General features: G+C 61.3%; 16 protein-coding genes and 1 other annotated feature. All 16 genes read left to right on the top strand.

The features are described 5' to 3' along the window. Positions 1 to 10: 10 nt before the first annotated feature. Positions 11 to 490, top strand: a complete 480-nt coding sequence (locus tag OGM81_00870; protein UYJ43734.1) for an Lrp/AsnC family transcriptional regulator — start codon at positions 11 to 13, stop codon at positions 488 to 490. Positions 491 to 528: 38 nt separating this feature from the next. Beyond that, positions 529 to 1,665, top strand: a complete 1,137-nt coding sequence (locus OGM81_00865; protein UYJ44944.1) for an aminotransferase class I/II-fold pyridoxal phosphate-dependent enzyme — start codon at positions 529 to 531, stop codon at positions 1,663 to 1,665. 5 nt (positions 1,666 to 1,670) lie between these two features. Continuing rightward, positions 1,671 to 2,567 carry a 4-(cytidine 5'-diphospho)-2-C-methyl-D-erythritol kinase gene (gene ispE / locus OGM81_00860; protein UYJ43733.1) on the top strand — a complete coding sequence of 299 codons (897 nt, stop codon included), beginning with the start codon at positions 1,671 to 1,673 and terminating at the stop codon, positions 2,565 to 2,567. 54 nt (positions 2,568 to 2,621) lie between these two features. Continuing rightward, positions 2,622 to 3,221 (top strand): stage II sporulation protein R, encoded by a 600-nt coding sequence (locus tag OGM81_00855; protein ID UYJ43732.1) that lies wholly within the window; start codon positions 2,622 to 2,624, stop codon positions 3,219 to 3,221. 14 nt (positions 3,222 to 3,235) lie between these two features. Continuing rightward, a complete protein-coding gene (locus OGM81_00850; GenBank protein ID UYJ43731.1) occupies positions 3,236 to 6,580 on the top strand; it encodes a PD-(D/E)XK nuclease family protein in 3,345 nt (1,114 codons plus the stop codon). Positions 6,581 to 6,601: 21 nt separating this feature from the next. Next, on the top strand, positions 6,602 to 10,096 hold the full coding sequence (locus tag OGM81_00845; GenBank protein ID UYJ43730.1) for a UvrD-helicase domain-containing protein: 3,495 nt from the start codon (positions 6,602 to 6,604) through the stop codon (positions 10,094 to 10,096). A gap of 134 nt (positions 10,097 to 10,230) precedes the next feature. Then, positions 10,231 to 10,380: a 50S ribosomal protein L33 gene (rpmG, locus tag OGM81_00840; GenBank protein UYJ43729.1), complete on the top strand. Its 150-nt coding sequence runs from the start codon at positions 10,231 to 10,233 to the stop codon at positions 10,378 to 10,380. Positions 10,381 to 10,396: 16 nt separating this feature from the next. After that, positions 10,397 to 10,672 carry a preprotein translocase subunit SecE gene (gene secE / locus OGM81_00835; protein ID UYJ43728.1) on the top strand — a complete coding sequence of 92 codons (276 nt, stop codon included), beginning with the start codon at positions 10,397 to 10,399 and terminating at the stop codon, positions 10,670 to 10,672. A gap of 24 nt (positions 10,673 to 10,696) precedes the next feature. Continuing rightward, the gene (gene nusG, locus OGM81_00830) at positions 10,697 to 11,236 is read left to right on the top strand and encodes a transcription termination/antitermination protein NusG (GenBank protein UYJ43727.1); all 540 of its coding nucleotides are present in this window, start codon (positions 10,697 to 10,699) and stop codon (positions 11,234 to 11,236) included. A 150-nt stretch (positions 11,237 to 11,386) separates the two neighbouring features. Continuing rightward, positions 11,387 to 11,812, top strand: coding sequence for a 50S ribosomal protein L11 (rplK, locus tag OGM81_00825; GenBank protein UYJ43726.1), 426 nt, complete (start codon positions 11,387 to 11,389; stop codon positions 11,810 to 11,812). Between the two features lie 18 nt (positions 11,813 to 11,830). After that, entirely contained in the window at positions 11,831 to 12,523 is a 693-nt protein-coding gene (gene rplA / locus OGM81_00820) for a 50S ribosomal protein L1 (protein ID UYJ43725.1), read from the top strand. A 50-nt stretch (positions 12,524 to 12,573) separates the two neighbouring features. Then, positions 12,574 to 12,714 (top strand) — a sequence feature (ribosomal protein L10 leader region). A 56-nt stretch (positions 12,715 to 12,770) separates the two neighbouring features. Beyond that, complete coding sequence (gene rplJ, locus OGM81_00815; GenBank protein UYJ43724.1) at positions 12,771 to 13,283, top strand: 50S ribosomal protein L10; 513 nt, start codon at positions 12,771 to 12,773, stop codon at positions 13,281 to 13,283. Between the two features lie 89 nt (positions 13,284 to 13,372). Further along, positions 13,373 to 13,747: a 50S ribosomal protein L7/L12 gene (gene rplL / locus OGM81_00810; GenBank protein ID UYJ43723.1), complete on the top strand. Its 375-nt coding sequence runs from the start codon at positions 13,373 to 13,375 to the stop codon at positions 13,745 to 13,747. A 299-nt stretch (positions 13,748 to 14,046) separates the two neighbouring features. After that, on the top strand, positions 14,047 to 15,249 hold the full coding sequence (locus tag OGM81_00805; protein UYJ43722.1) for a hypothetical protein: 1,203 nt from the start codon (positions 14,047 to 14,049) through the stop codon (positions 15,247 to 15,249). Between the two features lie 152 nt (positions 15,250 to 15,401). Further along, complete coding sequence (locus OGM81_00800; GenBank protein UYJ43721.1) at positions 15,402 to 17,918, top strand: MMPL family transporter; 2,517 nt, start codon at positions 15,402 to 15,404, stop codon at positions 17,916 to 17,918. Next, positions 17,915 to 21,025, top strand: a complete 3,111-nt coding sequence (locus tag OGM81_00795; protein UYJ43720.1) for a hypothetical protein — start codon at positions 17,915 to 17,917, stop codon at positions 21,023 to 21,025. The genes OGM81_00800 and OGM81_00795 overlap by 4 nt, the downstream gene beginning before the upstream one ends. The last annotated feature ends 140 nt before the right edge of the window (positions 21,026 to 21,165 follow it).

The raw sequence follows: 21,165 nt of genomic DNA, 5'->3' as shown, positions 1-21,165 counted from the left end.
GTGTATCATTATGGAAGAACTGCTTCGCATTTTGGAAAAAAACGCCCGTATGCCCATTGAGGATATTGCCGCCATGCTGGATAAGACCCCCACGGAGGTCGCCGCCATGATGGATGAGGCCGCCGAAAAAGGCTACATCCGCGGCTACGAGACCCTCATCGACTGGGAGCAGGCCGGGGTCAACCTGGTCGAGGCCGTGATCGAGCTGCGCGTGACCCCCCACAAAGCCCGCGGCTTTGACGATATCGGCATGACCATCGCCCAGTTTGACGAGGTGGACACCGTGCTGCTGATGAGCGGCAGCTACGACCTGCAGGTCATCATCAAGGGCCGCAGCTTCCAGGAGATCGCCATCTTCGTGGCCAAGCGCCTGTCCCCGCTGGACGACGTGCTCTCTACCGCCACCAGCTTTGTGCTGCGCCCCTACAAGCGCGGCGGCCGCCTGTATCTGCCCGAAGAACCCGATGAAAGAGAGTGTACCGTCCTGTGATCAACTACGATGAACTGCTTGCGCCTGCCGCGAAATCCATGCGGCCCTCGGGCATCCGCAAGTTCTTTGACCTGGCAGCCGATATGCCCCACTGCATCTCTCTGGGTGTGGGCGAGCCGGACTTCAAAACGCCCTGGAGCGTGCGCGATGCCGGCATCCGCAGCCTGGAACTGGGCCGTACCAAGTACACCGCCAACGCGGGCTTAAAAGAACTGCGCAGCGAGATCTGCAACTACCTGGCCCGCCGGTTTGAACTGCACTATAAAGAGGAAAATGTCCTGGTCACCGTCGGCGGCAGCGAGGCCATCGACCTGACCATCCGCGCCCTGGTGCAGCCGGGGGATGAGGTCGTCATCCCGGAGCCCTGCTTCGTCTGCTACGAGCCGATCACCCAGCTGACCGGCGGCGTTCCGGTGCACATTGCCACCCGCGCCGAGGATCAGTTCCGCCTGACTGCCGACCAGCTGCGGGCCGCCATCACGCCCAAGACCAAGTTGCTGATCTTCCCGTACCCCAACAACCCCACCGGCGCTGTGATGAGCGCCGCCGAGATGGAGGAGATCGCCGCCGTCCTGCGGGAGACAAACGTTGTCGTATTGTCGGACGAAATCTACTCCGAATTGACCTACGGCCTCGACCGCCATGTGTCCATTGCCTCGCTGCCCGGCATGGCCGAGCGCACCATCGTAGTCAACGGCTTCTCCAAATCCTACGCCATGACCGGCTGGCGGCTGGGCTACGCTGCGGGTCCTGCGCCGCTCATCAAGGTGATGACGAAAATTCACCAGAGCTGCATCATGTCGGCCCCCACCACCAGCCAGTACGCCGCCATCACGGCGCTGCACCAGTGCGACGACCAGATCGAGATGATGCGTGACGAATACAACCGCCGCCGCCGTTATGTAGTGAAATCACTCAACGATATGGGCCTGACCTGCTTTGAGCCGCGGGGCGCGTTTTACGTCTTTCCGTCCATTCAGATCAGCGGCCTGACCAGCAGCGAATTCTGCGAGCAGCTGCTGCGGGAAAAGGAAGTTGCCATCATCCCCGGCAGCGCGTTCGGTGCATCGGGCGAAGGCTACGCCCGCATCAGCTACGCCTACAGCGTGGATCACCTGCAGACCGCGATGAAGCGTATCCGCGAATTTTTGCACGAACACGGATGGGAGAAGTGAGCGCCATGTTAAAACGTTCCGTAACCGTGCTGGCCCCGGCCAAGCTGAACCTTTCGCTGGACGTGGTGGGCACGCTGCCCAACGGCTACCATGACCTGGACATGGTCATGCAGACCATCGATTTATACGAAAAAATCACACTGCGCCGCAGCAATACGCTTTCGCTGACGCTGCCGGGCAGCTTTGTGCCGGTCAACGATAAAAACACCGCCATCAAGGCCGCCGTGGCCTTTTTCCGCTACACGGGGCTTTTGGCCGGTGTGGACATGACCATCTACAAGCGGGTGCCGGTGCGCGCCGGTATGGCGGGCGGCAGTGCCGACGCTGCCGGTGTGCTGGTGGGCCTGAGCGAGCTGTACGACGCCCATCTTTCGATGAGCGAGCTGTGCGCCATCGGCGCGGGCATTGGGGCTGACGTGCCCTTTGCACTGCTGGGCGGCACCTGCCGCGTGCGCGGCGTGGGCGACCTGATGAAGGCCCTGCCGCCCTGCCCGGATTGCTGGTTCGTGGTGGCAATGCCCAGCGTGGGCGTTTCCACCCCCGAGGCCTTTGCCCGGTATGACACGATGGGCAGCCCGGTCCACCCGGACTGCGAAGCCCAGGAGCAGGCCATCCGCGCCGAGGACCTGCGCGCCGTCTGCGCTGCAGCGGGCAATGCGCTGGAGCACTGCTCCGGCGCGGTGGAGACCCCTTCCATCTGTGCCACCCTGCGGGAGCATGGTGCCCTGACCGCCCAGATGACCGGCAGCGGTGCGGCCGTATTTGGCGTGTTCGACGACGAGACCGCCGCCCGCAATGCCCTGGCCGCCCTGCGCCCCAGCTACAAGCAGTGCTACCTCTGCCGCCCCACCCACGGTGGGCCGCGTGTCACGGTGCGCCGCCAGATGTTTGAGAAAAAATAGTTGATTCAAATGCTCCCTTTTCGCCCATACTGTCTGCGAAAGGGGAGAACTTGTATGCTGAAAAAACTGGAAAAAAAGCGCCGCGTGCTGGAGCTTGGCTTTGCGCTGGGGTTCGCACTTACGGTTTTACTTACAGCTTTCGCCGCCCACCGCCGCCAGGTAGCCGACCGCGTCTGCGCCGACACGGTGCGGCTGCACATTTTGGCCAACAGCGACACGCTGGAGGATCAGCTGGTCAAGCTGCAGGTGCGGGATGCCATTTTGGCCGCCCTGCCCGACAGCGTTTTGCAGGCCGGCACCACCACCGGAGCCGAAGCCGCCCTGCGGCAGGCGCTGCCCGTGCTGCACCAGGCCGCACAGCAGGCCTTGTACAAAGCCCACAGCCCCCAGACTGCCCGGCTGAAACTGGAACGGCTGGATTTTGCCCCGCGGGATTACGGCAGCTTCGCCCTGCCGGGCGGGCGCTACACCGCGCTGCGGGTGGAGCTGGGGGAAGGGAAAGGCCACAACTGGTTTTGTGTGCTGTACCCCGCACTCTGTGTCTCCGGTGCCCAGGCCAAGTACCCCTCCCAGGCCGAAAACGCCCTGGTGTTTGGGCGATATGAGGTCCGGTTTGCGGTGGTGGACGCGGTGAAAAATTGGATTCAACAGTAAAAAAGGAACACTCCATGCTCACATTCATTTTAGGCCCCTCCGGCAGCGGGAAATCCCGGCGGATGCTGGCCGAGCTGCGCACCCGCGCCGAAAACGGCCAGCGCAGCCTGCTCATCGTGCCGGAACAGTTCACCTCCTCCACCGAGGGGACGCTCTACCATATTTTGGGCGACAGCCTGTCCGCCTACGTGGAAAGCTACTCCTTCACCTCGCTGGCGGAAGCACTGCTGCGCCGTTACGGCGGTGCGGCCGTGGAGACCCTGAGCGAAGCCGGCCGTGCCCTGCTGGTGCGCCGTGCGGCGGACAGCCTGCTGGACAAAGTCGTCTACTACAACCGCCAGCGCCGCAGCGCCGCTTTTTGCGAGAAAGCCGCCCAGACCATCGAGGAACTGAAAAGTGCCGGCATCACCCCCGACCAGCTGGCCGCCTATGCCCGCCTGCCGGGGGCTGACCGGGAAAAGCTGGAAGAACTTTCGCTGATCTACGGCTCCTACGAGGCCCAGCTGGCCCAGACGGCCATGGATCCCGGCGACCGCCAACAGCTGGCGGCGCAGATGCTGGATGCCAGCTTTTTTGCGGGCCGCACCGTGTACATGGATGAGTTTGATACCTTCAACGCGCCCAAACGCGCCCTGCTGGCTGCCATGCTGCCGGTAGCGGATGTGACCGTCTGCCTGTGCTGCGATGGCGAACAGGACACCGCCGGGGGCATGGGGCTGTTCAGCGGCGTGCAGCGGGTGATTGCCGGCTTAAAGCGGATGGCCGCCGATGCCAACGTGCCCACCCGCACGGTAGTTCTGACCGAGGACAAGCGCCACGCCGGCGTCCCCGCGCTGGCCGAACTGAACCTGCTGCTGGCCGACCCGACCTATACGCCGGACTGCACGGTGGACCCAGCCGACCCGGCCATCGTCTGCTATGCCGCCGCCAGCCGCCAGGCCGAGGCCAAGGCCGTGGCCGCCGCCATCGCCGTCCGTGCCCGCGCCGGAGTGCCCTACAGCCGCATGGCGGTCATCTGCCGCGACACCGCCGGGTATCTTGGCGCACTGCGGTACGAATTCCGCCTGCAGGGCATCCCGCTGTTTTGCGACGAAGCCACCACGCCGGAGAACACCGCCCCCGCCCGCGCCGTGCATGCCGCGCTGGACCTGGCCCGCGGCGGTGTCTCCAGCCGCAGTTTGCTGCGTCTGCTCAAGACCGGCCTCGTCGACCTGCCGGAACAGCAGCAGTGCGCACTGGAAAACTATGCTTACACCTGGCCGTTGCGCGCCGCCGATTGGCGTGAGCCCTTCACCCGCAGCGCTGCCGGGTACGCGGGCACCGATAAAGAGCAGGACCGCCAGACCTTGGCGGACGCCGAAGCCGCCCGCGCCTTTGTGATGGAGCGGGTCGCAGACTTTCTGCCCCGCACCAAAAACATCGGGGCCGCCGCGCTGACCAAACAGCTCTACCTATTTTTACAAGCCCTGGGGGCCGAGGACACCCTCAACGCCCTGGCCGAAACGTTGCGTGCCCAGGGCCGCCTGCCCGAAGCGGACGAAGTGCTGCGGGAGTGGAACGTGGTCATGGGCCTGCTGAACCAGTTGGCCCTGCTGCTGGGGGACGAAGTGCTCGCCCCCGCCGACTACGCCGAACTGTTCACGCTGCTGCTGCGCACCACCGACATGGGGCATATCCCCCAAAGTCTGGACAGCGTGATCTTGACCACCGCGGGCCGTATGCGCCTGCCGGAGACCAACGCTGTGTTTGTGGTGGGTCTACTGGAGGGCGAGTTTCCCCAGACGCCCGGCGACCAGGGCCTTTTGACCCATGCCGACCGCGACTTGATGATCCATCAGGGGGCCGAACTGCCCGACTGTTTTGAAAATAAAGTCCTGCGCGAGGGCATCTGCTTTTACAAGGCCCTCACGGTGTCGCAGCGGTTCCTTTGGCTCAGCTGGCCCGGTGCCGCCCATGCCGAGGATACTGACCCCGCCAGCGCCGCACTGGCCCCGGTGCTGAACCTGCTGCAGGCACCCTTTGTGCAGCCCACCGCCGCCGAGCTGGCCGCCGCCCCCGCCGCCGCGCTGGATGTGCTGGGCGTGCTGACCCAGGACCCGGCCCAGAGCGCCGCCGGTGCCGCTGTTCGCACCGCGCTGGACGAAGCCGAAAAGACCGGCGAGCTTTCCACCGGGTATGCCGCCGTGGTACGCGTTGCCCAGGACGACCCCGATGCGCCCACCAAAGTGCAGAACACCGCCGCGCTGGAAAAGCTGCTGGGACGGGAGCTGCGCATCAGTCCCACCCGGTTTGAAAAATACCAGACCTGCCCCTTCGGCTACTTTTTGCAGTACATTCTGCGGGCCGCACCGCGCCAAAAGGCCGAGCTGGCCCCCAACATCAGCGGCACGCTGACCCACTGGGTGCTGGAAAACGCCCTGCGCCGCCAGGGCGCCGCCTTTAAGGACCTGACGCCCGAGGAATTGCAGGCCCTTGTGGACAGTCTGGTGGACGAGTACGTCACCGCCAATCTGCCCGGCGCCACCGTGCGCATGCAGTATTTAGTGGAGCGCATCCGCCGTAACCTCGTTAACCTACTGGGGTTCATCCAGCGGGACCTGCGCCAGTCGGGCTTTCAGCCGGTGGCCTTTGAGCTGCGCATCGATGACCATCCCGGCGACGACCCCGACGCCCCGCGCATCGAGCCGGTGCGCCTGGATGACGGGGCAGGGCACACCATCCGCGTGGTGGGCACCGTCGACCGCGTGGACGCCATGCCGCTGCCCGGCGACGGCCGCACTTACCTGCGGGTGGTGGACTACAAGACCGGCGGCAAGGACTTCCAGCTCAAAGAAGTCTACTGCGGGCTGGACTGCCAGATGTTTTTGTATCTGTTTACGCTGGAACGCAACGGCGATTCGTTGTTCCCGGCCCCTGCCGCCGCCGGCGTAGAATACCTGCTGGCTGACCCCGCACCCGAGAGCGTGCCCCGGCAGGAAGTGTCCGGCGAAGAGGCCGACCTGCAGCCCACCTACCCGCTGAACGGCCTGCTTTTGGATAATGAGAGTATCTACCGCGCCATGGACACCAGGGGGACAGGGGAGTTTGTGCCGCTGAATTTCAGCGCCAAGACCGGACGCATCACCAACAGCAAGGGGAGGCTGGCCGACGAAGCCAAGCTGCGGCGCATCCGCGACCACCTGGACGGCCTGCTGACCCAAATGGCGCAGGATTTGTACAGCGGCGAGATCGACGCCAAACCGCTGTGTTCCGGTGCCCGCAGCCCCTGCACCTACTGCGAGTTCCGCATGGCCTGCCGCCACCGGGACGGCGAGCACGAGCGCACTCCCGCCGTGCCGGACGAACCTTTTGAAGAATGACGAGAACGAGGAAGCTGGCCTATGCCTGAATCTGCCAAGATACAATTCACCCCCGCCCAATCGGCCGCCATTACGGCCCGGGGCGGCAGTTTGCTGGTGTCGGCGGCCGCCGGTTCCGGCAAGACCCGCGTGTTGGTCGAGCGGGTGGTGGGCCTCATCACCGACCCGATCCACCCCGTGGAGGCCGACAGCCTGCTCATCATGACTTTTACCAACGCAGCCGCCGCCAAACTGCGGGCGGACATCACCACCCGCCTGGCCGAGGAAGTGCGTGCCCACCCCGGAGACATGCGCCTGCGCCGCCAGCAATTGCTGTTGCAGCGGGCAGCCATCGGCACGGTGGATGCCTTCTGCCTGCATTTTGTGCAGCAGCACTTTGCCGCGCTGGATGTGCCGCCGGACTTTACCACCGCCGAGGAAGCTGAGCTGGCCCGCATTGAGCAGGAGACACTTTCCGCCGTTTTGGAATCGGCCTACACCGATGCAGATTTCCGCGCCTTTGCGGACCTCTACGACCGGGGCCGCACCGACAATACCGCCGGCAACGCCGTGCTGGAGCTGTACCATTTCAGCCGTGCTCTGCCCCACCCGGCCGAGGTGCTGCAGCAGTTTGCCGCCATGTGGCAGCAGGACGCCCCGCCCCAGGACACCCCCTGGGGGCAGAATCTGCTGGCTATCTCTTTGCAGCGCGCTCAGGGCGCCCGCGCCTTGCTGCAGGCTGCAGCCCGCACCGCCGCCAAAGACGAAGCCGCCGACTTTGCCTACACCGCTGTTTTGCAGGAGGATGCCGACCGCGTGACCTGGCTGTGCCAGGTACTTGAGAAAGGCGATTGGGATAGATCCGTGGCCGCGCTGGGCGAGTTCGACACCGCCTGGCGGCGGGCCGGGCGTATCAAAGGCGGCAAGGACGGCAACCCCTGCGCCTTTGCGGCCAGTGAGCTGCGCGCCCGCGCCAAAAAGCAGATCGAAAGCCTGCGCACCGACTTTTTGCTGTGTACCGGCGAGGAATACGCTGCTGACCGCCGCCGCGCCGCGCCCCTGGTGGACGCGCTGGTGCGGGTGACCCAGCAGTTCGCCGATGCCTGCTTTGCCGCCAAGTGCGAAGAAAAGCTGCTGGACTACGCCGATTTCGAGCACCTGACGCTGGACCTGCTGCTGACGCCCGACAACCAGCGCACGCCGCTGTGCCGCACCGTCAGCAGCCACTACTCGGCCGTGCTGGTGGACGAGTATCAGGACACCAACGCCTTGCAGGATGCCATCTACTTTGCGCTGGCCCGGTCGGAAGGGGACAACCTCTTCTTCGTCGGCGACATCAAGCAGAGCATCTACCGCTTCCGCCAGGCCGACCCGCAGGTGTTTGTGGACAAACAGCAGCGCTGGCAGGCTTACCCCCAGCCCGCACCGCAGCCTGCCTCGCTGGCGCTGGATGCCAACTTCCGCAGTGCGCCGGGGGTCATTGCGGGCATCAACTATCTGTTTGAGGTGTTCTTCTCTCAAGGCTTGGGCGGCGTTTCCTACGGCGACGGCCAGCGCCTTGTGGTGGGCAGCAAAACTACCGATTACCGCGGCTTCTGCGAGGTCGATGTCATCGACGGTGCTGGGGCCGAGGGGGACGCCGCCGCCATTGCCGCCCGCATCCGGGAGATGATGGCCGAGGGTTTTGTCGTGCGCGACAAGACCGGCCAGCGCCCCTGCCGCTACGATGATTTCTGCATTTTGCTGCGCGGGCGTGGCGATTTTGCCGTGTACGAAGCCGCCCTGCGCACTGCGGGTATCCCCGTGTTTGCCGATACGGCGGCGGACCTGCTGGACGAGCCCCACATCCGCCCCTTTGCGGCGCTGCTGCGGGTCATCGACAACCCTGCCCAGGACATTCCTCTGGCGGCGGTGCTGCTCAGCCCCATGTTCCCGTACACCGCCGACGATCTGGTCACCCTGCGCGGTGCCTGCCCCGAGGGCAGTTTGTACGGCGCGGTGCTGTACGGCGGCCAGCCCCGGTTTGCGCCGTTTTTGGAAACGCTGGCCGAGTTCCGCCGCCTGGCCCGCACCCTGCCGGTGGACGCGCTGTTGGAGGAACTTTTGGCGCGCACCGGGTACTTAGCCGCCGTGGGGGCCCTGCCTGAGGGTGCCCGCTGCCGGGAGGACCTGCAATCCTTCTGCGCCTGGGCGGCTTCTGCCGGGCGCACCGGCCTGCCGGGGGTTATCCGCGCCATGGATGCCGCCCGGCAAAACGGCGGCCTGACCCAAAACACCGGCGGTCAAACCCGGCCGGGCTGCGTCAGCATCATGACGGTGCACCGCTCCAAAGGGTTGGAGTTCCCGGTGGTCTTTGTGGCCAACACCTCCCACCAGTTCAACCAGAGCGACGCCATCCGCCCAGTGCTGACCCACAGCAGGCTGGGCGTGGGCGTCATGCTGCGGGCGGGCAGCACCGCCAAGCGGTACAAAACGCTGCCCTACGCCGCGCTGGCCCAGGCCATCCGCACCGAAACGCTGAGCGAGGAGATGCGCGTTTTGTACGTGGCGCTGACCCGTGCCCAGGATGCGCTGATTATCACGATACCGCTGAAAAAGGCAGCCAGCTCGCTGAAAACACCCGCCCTCTGCGCCCACGCCGAGGCCACCGGCCCCGAAGCCATGCAGGGCATGTCCAGCTGGGCGGGCTGGCTGCTGACCGCCGTGCTGCTGCACCCCAGCAGTGACGCGCTGTGGGCCTACACCGGCCTGCTGCCCCACTACCTGCCCACCCGCATACCACTTACTATAAAGGTATTGCCTGCGCCCGAAACGGCCCCCGTGCCGGAACCGGCCCCCGCGCCCGCGCCGGACGAAGCCCTGCTGGACACCCTGCGCCAAAGCTTTGCCTGGTGCAGCCCCCGCGCCCCGCTGCAAAAGATCCCGGCCAAGGTCAGTGTCAGCGCCGTGGCCCACGCTGCGCGGCCCGTGGCACTGGAGCGCCCTGCCTTTTTGCAAAAGACCGGCATGACCGGGGCCGAGCGCGGCACCGCCATCCACGCCTTTATGCAGAGCGTCGCCTTCGACGGCACCGCGCCCGACCTGGACGTTGAGGTGCAGCGCCAGATCGATGCCCGCCTGCTGGATGCAGGCTTGGCCGACAAACTGGACCTGGATCGCGTGCGCCCGTTTTTTGAAAGTGCCGTCTGGCGGCGCATCCGCCACGCCAGGGCCGTACTGCGGGAGGAACCGTTCATCACCGCCCTGCCCGCTGCGCAGATCACCCCCGAAGCAGGGGAGTGCGAGGCTGAGGTGCTGGTGCAGGGCATTGCCGACCTGGTGCTGGTCTACGACGACCACGCCGAAATTTTGGACTACAAGACCGACCGCAGCCGCGATGCTGCCTTTTATATAAAGGAATACGCCGCGCAATTGCAGCTGTACCGCCGCGCTTTTGCCCAGCGTTTGGCTGTGCCGGTAACCAAATTGACCATCTACAGCTTTACTTTGGGGGAGGAGATCGACATTCCTCTCCAAGCAACGCAAAAAAATTTGTAAATTCTCTTGACGTAAACCCGCAGTTGTGGTACTATAGTAGCACCTCTTTTGCGGGTTTATTTTTTATGCCCATTTTCGCGGGCAGCCTGCAAGCGCGAGGGAGGCTTATTAACCGATAATGGAGGTGCCGAACAATGACTGTCAAGATCACCCTGGCTTGCACCGAGTGCAAGCAGCGCAACTACAACAAGGAGAAGAACAAGAAGAATTCTCCCGATCGTCTTGAGATGAAGAAGTATTGCCGTTTCTGCAAGAAGCATACCCTTCACCGCGAAACCAAGTGAGGATAGGAGCTTAGAGATGGCAGACAAAAAAGCGGTTAACACCGCAGCCCAGGCTCAAAGCGACAAGACCAAGAAAACTTCGTTTTTTGGCAAGGTCAAGAACTTTTTCAAAGGCATCGGCAAGTATTTTAAGGATACTAGAGGTGAGTTGAAAAAGGTCGTATGGCCCAGCAAAGCCGATGTAAAGACCAACACCATCACGGTGCTCGTGGTTGTGCTGGTCGCAGCTGTCGTGCTGATCCTGCTGGATCTCATCTTCGGCGGCGCCATCCATCTGATGATCGGCGCCTGAGCGCTTTAAGCGGAGGCAAAGACCATGGCTGAACAAGCATCCTGGTATGTAGTCCATACCTATTCCGGTTACGAAAACAAAGTAGCCCAGGACCTGATGACGATGGTAGAAAACCGCCGCATCCAGGACCTGATCTGCGATGTCAAGGTCCCCACCGAGACCGTCTTGGAAGAAGTCCTGGACAAGCGCGGCAACAAGACCGGCGAAAAAGAGGTGCAGCGCAAGCTGTATCCCGGTTACGTTTTCGTCAAAATGGTCATGAACGACAGCACCTGGTACATCGTGCGCAATACCCGCGGCTGCACCGGTTTTGTCGGCCCTGAATCCAAGCCTGAGCCCCTGAGCGAGGCTGAGGTTGCCAAGATGGGCGTTGAGACCACAGCCGAGCTTACGGTCGACTACAAGGTCGGCGATACGGTGGAGATCACCGCCGGCCCGATGGAAGGTTCCGTCGGTACTGTCGAGGAGATCGACATTCCCGCGCGCAAGGTGCGCGTAAAAATCACCATGTTTGGCCGCGAGCTGCCCGCAGAACTGGAGCTGCATCAGGTCAAACTGTTCTGATATAAATCAGAACATCGCAATTTCCGGTAGAGACCGCGAACAGGCTTTGGCCTGGGGTACGGTTTTTATAGGGCGTGCGGAGGTCGCACGCCCGTGGGAGGTCTGCACCGCAGGCCGCAACTCACCACAAAATTTGGAGGTGCAAGTATTATGGCACAGAAAATCACTGGCTACATCAAGCTGCAAATCCCCGCCGGCAAGGCAACTCCGGCTCCCCCTGTTGGTCCTGCCCTGGGCCAGAAGGGTGTTAACATCATGGCCTTCACCAAAGAGTTCAACGAGCGTACCAAGAACCAGATGGGCATGATCATCCCCGTTGTCATCACCGTTTATGCTGACCGTTCCTTCAGCTTCATCACCAAGACTCCTCCGGCTCCCGTTCTGATCAAGAAGGCTGCCGGCATCGACACTGCTTCCGGCGTGCCCAACAAGAACAAGGTTGGCTCCATCACGCTGGCTCAGGCCGAGGAGATCGCCAAGACCAAGATGCCCGACCTGAACGCTGCTTCTCTGGAAGCTGCTGTCAGCATGATCAAGGGCACCGCCCGCAGCATGGGCGTTACCGTTGAGGGTTGAACAGGAGGGGAATAAGCAATGAAACACGGCAAGAAGTATACCGACGCTGCTAAGCTGATCGAGAGCAGCAAGACTTATGATCCTAGCGAGGCCCTGGAGCTGTGCTGCAAGACCGCTACCGCTAAGTTCGACGAGACCGTTGAGCTGCACGTCCGCCTGGGCGTTGACAGCCGCCACGCTGACCAGCAGGTCCGCGGCGCTGTTGTCCTGCCCAACGGCACCGGCAAGAACGTTCGCGTTATCGCTATCGCCAAGGGCGATGCTGCCAAGGCCGCTGAGGCTGCAGGCGCACAGGAGGTCGGCGATGATGAGCTGATCGCCAAGATCGCCGGCGGTTACCTGGACTTCGACGTCCTGGTCACCACCCCCGACATGATGGGCCGCGTTGGCCGTCTCGGTAAGGTCCTGGGTCCCCGTGGTCTGATGCCGAACCCGAAGGCCGGTACTGTTACCCCCGATGTTGGCAAGGCTGTTACCGATGCCAAGGCTGGTAAGATCGAGTACCGTCTGGACAAGCAGAACATCATCCATGTGCCCATCGGCAAGGCCTCTTTCGGCGCCGAGAAGCTGATGACCAACCTGGACACCGTCCTGGATGCCATCGCCAAGGCTAAGCCCGCCGCCGCCAAGGGCCAGTACTTCAAGAGCGCAACCATCGCCACCACCATGGGCCCCGGCGTCCGCGTTGCCACCAACAAGTACGGTGTCTAATTTTTCAGGTTTTACTGAGAAAAGCTATTGACAAACGCACGTTCCCGTGCTATACTAATTAAGCTGTTTTTAAGACAGCAGGTGCCGCAAGGCATAATGAGCGCAAGCTCACCTGCCGAGAAACGTGCGTTTGATTGCAAAGCTATCAAGCCATTTTCCCGGCGACGGGAAGATGGCTTTTTTCTGTATAATCACAAGAAAGCCACTTACCGAAACCAATCTGTAAGTGGAATGAGGTGAAATTCAAATGCCCAGTGCAAAGATTCTGGAATCCAAGAAGGCTCTTGTCAAGGACCTGAACGAGAAGATCGCTGGTTCTCTGGCCGGTGTTGTCGTTGCTTACAACGGCATCAGCGTTGCTGACGACACCAAGCTGCGTAAGGAGCTGCGTGAGGCTGGCGTCCATTACATGGTCGTCAAGAACACCATGCTGCGCCTGGCCGTTAAGGGCACCCAGTACGAGGGTTTGACCGACTACTTCAAGGGTGACACGGCTATCGCTCTGTCTCCGGAGGATCCGGCTGCTGCTGCTCGCATCCTGTGCAAGTTTGCTGACGCCGACAAGTCCAAGCGCTTCGTCGTCAAGGGCGGCTTCTGCGATGGTCAGGTCATGGACGCTGCAGGTATCAAGAGCCTGTCTACCATGCCCAACCGCGAAGGTCTGCTCTCCATGCTGGCTGGCTCCCTCAACGGTATCGTTGGCGGCCTGGCCGTTGCCCTGCAGGGTATCGTCGACAAGCAGGACGAGACTGCTGCCTGATTTTAGGCACAGCTGCTTGAGCGCCCAGGCGCAGCGCTCTAATACAAACCGCGCCGCTTAAAACATTACAATTTATGGAGGTAACTACCATGGCTTCTGAGAAGATCACTGCCATTGTCGAGTCTGTCAAGACTATGACTGTCCTGGAGCTGAAAGAGCTCGTTGATACCATCTGCGAGGAGTTCGGCGTTTCTGCTGTTGCTGCTGCTGCTCCCGCTGCTGCCGGCGCTGCCGCTCCCGCTGAGGAAGAGAAGACCGAGTTCGACGTCATCCTGGCTGACGTTGGCGCCAACAAGATGCAGGTCATCAAGACCGTTAAGGAGCTGACCGGCGCTTCCCTGATGGAGGCCAAGAAGCTGGTTGAGACCCCGAACGCCAAGCTGAAGGAGCAGGCTTCCAAGGCTGACGCTGAGGACATCCAGAAGAAGCTGGCTGAGGTCGGCGCTAAGGTCGAGCTGAAGTAATTTTAGCTTAACAATAGCTTTTAACACCGTGTGGTTCAACACCGCACGGTGTTTTTGTTTTTGTGGGCATTTTTGTAACATATTGGAAACATAGGACGGTATAATTAGAGTAGATGGTAAAAGCCTCCCTTGTGTAAAGGGAGGCTGCTGCGCGTAGCGCAGACGGAGGGATTGAAGCGTGACGATTATAACCGCATCACAACGCAGATAGGACAATCCCTCAGTCAGCTTTGCTGACAGCTCCCTTTACACAAGGGAGCCTCTGAGTTTCTCGTGTAATAAAAAGGTGGTGTATTTTTATGAAATTGCGTATTACTTGTGCTGCGCTGGCCTGCCCCCTGCTGCTGGCGGGCTGCGCAGCAGGGGAGGGGACTGCTGTTTCTAGTTCGGCTGAACCGTCTGTCTCCACGGCGGCGGAACCAGCAATTACGCCGGAGCCAACGGCAGAACCTACACCAGAACCAACTCCCGCGCCTACGCCTAACCCGGCCAGCCTGCTGGAATATACCATGCTGCCGCTGGACAGCACCAAAGAAACACCCGCCAATTTCTGGTGGTATTCCATGTCTCTGCGCGATGATACCGCCAAGGAAAATGCCCACCGTCTGGCTATGGGCCTATACAGCAACGATGTGGAGGAAGTGCGGGCTGCCTGCTCGGAACGTGTGCTGACCGACACTTTCCCTTTAGATGACCTTGATGGGCTGAATGTCACGGAAGCCGCCCTGTATGGCGGGGAATATGACAGCCCGTTCCTTTCCCTGACCGTCACTGACCCCGGCAACACGCCGTTTCTGTGCGGACGGCATGAGTATTACCTCTCGTTCGATGCGGACGGAAAAGTAGATTGGCTGGGCCGTTCGCCTTTTTATGAGGACACGCAAAGCGTGACCCTGGCCAGCTATTACGAATCCTCCAGTGAGGACGTTTCTTTCTGGGGAATCACTTCTGCCGAGCTTACCAATCCGCTGGGGCTGACCTGGGGTCCTGCGTCCCTGCAATGCTATGACACCTACTGGGTGCTCAATGAGGACGATGATGGCCACCACTACGAGAACCGCAGCGTGCAGGACCTCGGCTCCGTGGAAGCGCCGCCCTACGGCATTACTAGCTATGCGGTCCCGCCTGACGGCAATGTACTGACCGATACCAAGCTGGAAGTCGTATGCGAAGCCCTCAATCAGTTTTTTACCGTGCTGGCCGACGGCAGCTATACAGACGAATTTTACACAACGCCCTGCAACGACGCCCTGATTTCTGCCTGGGATGCCGCTGTGCCGCTGCCCGTCGCGGTCACGCCGGAGGCCCTGCGCAGCTGCGCCTCTCAAGACAACTGGGGTGCGCCGTGCGCCGAGATCTGGGTGCCGCTGCCGCAAAACTGCTGGGCGGTCATCAAGACAAACGCCCACTACACCGGCAGCGAGGGTATCATCGATGACTCTTTTTCATTCAACTATTACCAAACCGTCCCTGCCGCTTTGGCGGCAGTTTTGCCTCAATAAAGTGTTCACAATTTATTAGTATTTTTACACAAAAAGGCGTTCATATTTTTGTACATTAAACCCGTTTTGTCTCTTTCACAAAACGGATTTTTTTCTTATAATGGTAGCATACAAAATAGGGGGACATCCACTTTAAGGGAGGCTGCATTTCTTTGGAAAACGAAAAGCCAAAAGGTAATGCGATGGAAAAGCTGGCGACGCTTATCGTCGATAAGCGTAACCTGATTTTCCTTTTATACATCTTTGCGTTGATTTTCTGTGTCATTGCTACGGGCTGGGTCAATGTGGAAAACGACATCACCACCTACCTGCCGGACTCCACCGAGACCCGTCAGGGCCTGACTGTGATGAACGACAACTTCACCACCTACGGCACGGCCCGCGTCATGGTGTCCAACATCACCTACGATAAGGCCGTTCAGCTGGAAGAACAGCTGGAGGACATCGACGGTGTGGACTCCATCGACTTCGACGAGACCTCAGACCACTACAAGGATTCCTCCGCACTGTTCTCGGTCAGTTTTGACGGCGAGGTCGACGATCCCCGCGCCGAGGCCGCCATGGACGAGATCCGCGCCGAGCTGGCCGACTACGACACCTCGATCTACACTGAGGTCGGCTACGATTCCTCGGCGGACCTGCAATCCGAGATGAGCGTTATCATCGTCATCGCCGCCGTCATCATTGTACTGGTGCTGACGCTGACCTCCCGTTCTTACGCCGAGGTGCCTGTGCTCATCATGACCTTTGGTGCCGCCGCCTTGCTGAACATGGGCACCAACTTCCTGTGCGGCACCATCAGCTTCATCTCCAACTCGGTCACGGTCATTTTGCAGCTGGCGCTGGCCATCGACTACGCCATCATTCTGTGCCACCGCTTCAGCGACGAGCACGAGACGCTGGGCGTGCGGGAAGCCTGCATTGCCGCGCTTTCCAAGGCCATCCCGGAGATCTCTTCCTCCTCGCTGACCACCATCAGCGGCCTGGCCGCCCTGGCGTTCATGCACTTTGGCATTGGCCGCGACCTGGCTACTGTGCTGATCAAGGCCATCCTGTTCAGTATGCTGTCGGTCTTTACGTTGATGCCCGGCCTGCTGGTGCTGTTCAGCAAGCTGATCGACAAGACCCGCCACAAGAACCTGGTGCCCAGGATCACTGCCGTAGGCAAGTTCGACGTCAAGACCCGCTACATCGTGCCGCCCATCTTTGCGGTGGTCATCATCGCGGCAGCTGTTTTTGCGAACCTGTGCCCTTACTGCTACACCTACACCGACCTGGTCACCGCCAAGCAGAGTGAGCGTCAGGCCGCCTACCAGAAGATCAAGGGTGAGTTTGGCACCAGCAACATGGTGGCCATCATCGTACCGGCGGGCGATTACGAGTCCGAGGGCAAGATTTTGGCCGAGCTGGACAGCTGTCCCGAGGTCGACTCTACCCAAGGTCTGGCCAACATCGAAGCCATGGACGGCTACATGCTGACTGACGCCCTGACCCCGCGCCAGCTCTCCGAGCTGGCCAACCTGGACTACGAGATTGCCAAGGCTCTGTATGGTGCCTACGCCGTCGAGCACGACGAGTATGGCGAAATCATCAACGGCCTGAGCGACTACAAAGTTCCGCTGTACGATATGTTTATGTTCCTCAAACAGGAGATGGAGGACGGCAACATCACCCTGGGCGGCGATGTGCAGAACACGCTGGACGACCTGTTCGCCCAGTTGGACAAGGCTCAGGTCCAGCTGCAGAGTGACAAGTACAGCCGCCTGGTCGCCTACCTGAACGTGCCCGAGGAAAGCGACGAGACTTTCGCCTTTGTGGACAAGATCCATGACATCGTGGGCAAGTATTATGACAGTGACTACTACGTGGTAGGCAATACCACCAGCGCCATGGACCTGTCCAGCTCCTTCGGCCAGGACAACCTACTCATCAGCGTGCTGTCTGCGTTGTTCGTTATTCTGGTTTTGCTGTTCACCTTCAAGTCTGCCGGTCTGCCGGTGCTGCTCATCATCGTCATTCAGGGCAGTATCTGGATTAACTTTGCGTTCCCGTATCTGCAGCACTCGCAGCTGTACTTCCTGGGTTACCTCATCGTCAACTCTATCCAGATGGGCGCGAACATTGACTACGCCATCGTTATCTCCAGCCACTACACCGACCTGAAGAAAGTCATGCACCACAAAGAGGCCATTGTAGCGGCTTTGAACGAATCCTTCCCGACCATCTTCACCTCCGGCTCCATCCTGGCATCCGCGGGTGTGCTGATCAGCGTGCTGACCACCAACCCCGTTATCGCCGCTATCGGCGAGTGTCTGGGCCGCGGCACCATCATTTCCATCATCCTGGTACTGTTTGTTCTGCCGCAGATCCTGGTACTGGGCGACTCCATCATCGAGCGCACCAGCTTTGAGATGAAGGGCATCGGCGTGACCACCCGTACCGCCAGCGGCACGATGCACGTCAACGGCCGCGTCCGCGGTTACATCAACGGCGTGGTAGATGCCGAGATCAAAGGCGTGCTGCATGGCCAGTTCAACGCCAGCATCTCCACCGGCACCGAAGTCACGGTGGATGAACCCGATATGTACCTGCCGGAAGGCGACGTGACCGCCACCGACGAATCCCCGAATGAACCTGCCGACACTACGAAAGGGGGCGACGCTGAATGAACACCGAGCTGAACTTCCCGCGCCGCCTGCTGGTCGGGTTGACTGCCCTGGCGCTGCTGCTGATGCTGGCCCTGCCCGTCTGGGCAGAAGGAGAGGAGACTGAGAAGCTGCCGGTCTCCATCAACAGTGTGGAAGACCTTTTGCAGCTGGTCGCCGATTGCCGTCTCGACTCCTGGAGTGAGGACCGCACAGTGGACCTGAACACCGACCTGGACCTGACCGGCGTTGACTTTGCCGGTATCCCCACCTTCAGCGGCACCTTTGACGGCAACAGCCACACCATCAGCGGCCTAAGCCTGGTGGACGACGGCTCGGTGACGGGCTTCTTCCGCTACATCCAGGCCGACGGCGTGGTACATGATCTGACCATCCGAGGCCGCTCGATGCCCTCCGGCAGCCGCACCACCGTAGGCGGCATCGTAGGCAGCAACGCCGGTACGCTCATCAACTGCCGGTTCGAGGGCGTTGCCTCCGGCGCATCCATTGTGGGCGGCATCGCCGGTACCAACCTGAGCAGCGGCACCATCAACAACTGCACCACCACCGGCAGCGTCTACGGTGCCCACTTCATCGGCGGCATCGTGGGTGAAAACCACGGCGTGGTCATCAACTGCGGCAACGACGCCAACGTCAACACCACCGTCGACCAGAACGAAGTCGACCTCTCGGAGCTGACGCTGAACGATCTGATTGGCACCGAGAATGCCGCTGACATCACCGACATTGGCGGTATTGCCGGTACTTCCTCCGGCGTGGTCCGCGCCTGCCTCAACCACGGCACCGTGGGCTACCTGCACATCGGTTATAACATCGGCGGCATCGTGGGCAGCCAGACCGGCTATGTCGAGGGCTGCGTCAACTACGGCCCCGTCTACGCCCGCAAAGAGGGCGGCGGCATCGTGGGCCAGATGGAGCCCAGCAGCACACTGCTTTACTCCCAGGACACCCTGCAGGAGTTGGGCGGTGAGCTGGAGACCCTGCAAACGCTGGTCAATCGCGCCTGCGATGACGCCAGCGCGGCAGGCAGCAGCCTGAGCAACCAGCTCAACGACCTGCAAAGCCGCATCACCGGTGCCCGCAACGCCGTGGACACCCTGCTAGACCAGACCAAAAACGGCGTTTCGCTAAGCACCCAGACCATCAAGACCGACCTGAGCGCCCTGATCAACGGCAGCCTTTCCGGCTCTGAAAACAATCAGGGCAATCAGCATTGGGACCTGGATGTCACGATCCCCACACCGACACCGACCCCACTGCCGGATGACAACACGCCGGTCGAGACCCCCACCCCCGAGGAACCGTCCCAGCCGGATACCCCCGCCACGCCGGCACCCGCACCCGAACCCGATCCGGTCGTCCCGGAGCCGGAAGTGCCCGCTGAAACACAACCCGACACCAGCGCCGAGGCCGACTATTCTACTGACACCCAGGCCATGGACGAGACCGGGCGCGTCGTGCACGGCCAGCCTGATCTCTCCATCGACATCAATCACAACGGTTCCGGCAGTCTGGATGCCAGCGCCGTGGCTGGCGCGGATGGTTCGCTCTCGTTGACCATCCCCAGTATTGCGGTGGATTCCGACCGCATCACCGCCGCCAAGAATGACTTGAGCGGCAGCCTGACCAGCATCACCGATACGGTCAGCGGCCTGAGCAGCGACACCAACAACAACCTGCAGGCCCTCATCAACGACATCCGCGCCATCACGGCCCAGATGAACAAGATCGGCCAGACGCTTTCCGGCGCCAGCCAGAACGTCACCACCGACACGGACGACCTCATCAACGATGTCTCGGACGAGGACACCGAGGAGGACGTGGAGGGAAAGGTCACCAACTGCATCAACGAGGGTAATGTCAACGCCGACATCAACGCCGGCGGCATCACCGGTGCCATGGCCCGCGAGAACGACCTGGACCCCGAGGATGACTTTACCATCGATGGCAGCCAATCGCTGAACTTTACCTTTAAATCCCGTGTGGTCGTGCGTGACTGCACCAACTACGGCACCGTGACCGCGAAGAAGGAAAACGCAGGCGGTATCGTGGGCAGCATGGAGATGGGCTCTGCCATCGGCTGCTACGGCTTTGGCGCCGTGGACGCCGAGGACGCCAAGTGTGTGGGCGGCGTGGCTGGTTCCAGCAAGTCGATCGTGCGCGAAAGCGGCGCCAAGTGCCGCCTTTCCGGCTCGAAACAGGTCGGCGGCATCGTAGGCAGCGGCAAGACCGTGGAAAACTGCCGCGCAATGGTCGTCATCGACACTGCCACCGAGCAGATGGGTGCCATCGCCGGCTATGTGGAGGACCCGCTGGGCGGCGATGTAACCGGCAACACCTTCGTGGACGAGGGCTCCGCCGGCATCGACGGCGTGAGTTACGCTGGCATCGCCGAGCCGATGAGCTATGATGACTTCCTGGCACAGGGCGATGTGCCGCTGGCCTTCTCGAACCTGACGCTGCGCTTTATGGACGGCGACACGCTGGTGGCCCAGTGTGACGTACCCTACGGCGGCAGCCTGGCCGACGAGGATGTCCCCGTTGTGCCCGCCAAAGAGGGCAGCTACGGCGAGTGGGACACCACCGATTTCAGCAGCATCACCTTTGATATGACCATCAACGCCGAGTATTCGCAGCTGAACACCACCCGCGAGAGCAGCGCCGAGCGCGACGGCCGAGCCATCCTGCTGGTGGAAGGCACCTTTGCCACCACTGAGGCCCTGGACCTGACCGAGAGCAGCGACGCACCGGCAGCGGTGGGCAGCCATCTGGAGAGCTGGAGCTTCTTCGACATTGACGGCGATACCAGCCATACGATGCGCTACCTGGCCCCGGACGGCCCGGACAATGTGGAAGTGTACCTGCAGACCGCGGACGGCTGGCAGAAGGTGGACACCCCCGTGGACGGCAGCTACCTGAAGTTCACCGCTCCCGCTGGTACCACCGGCCTGGCCGCTTTCCGCCTGCCGGAAAGCAAGGTGCCGCTGATTGCTGTCTGCACAGGCGGTGCCGCGGCGTTGATCCTGGTATTGGCGCTGATCCACAAAAAGCGCAAAGCCCGCAAGGCCAAGAAAGCCGCCAAAAAGGCAGAAGCGGAAGCGAAAGAATAATTAGTCAATAAGTAGCAGGGGAGCCGCACATTCGTGCGGCTCCCTTTTTAATTTTGTGTATACGTTCTGTAAGGGTGGATGCGGGCATCGACCCCTACATGCAGCCAAATCATTTATAAACAAAAATCGAGCAGCCCGCC

It is taken from the genome of Oscillospiraceae bacterium, assembly GCA_025758045.1.
Lineage (GTDB): Bacteria > Bacillota > Clostridia > Oscillospirales > Ruminococcaceae > Gemmiger.
Note: the sequence above shows the minus strand (reverse complement) of the source record. Positions and strands in the feature narration are given on the sequence as shown.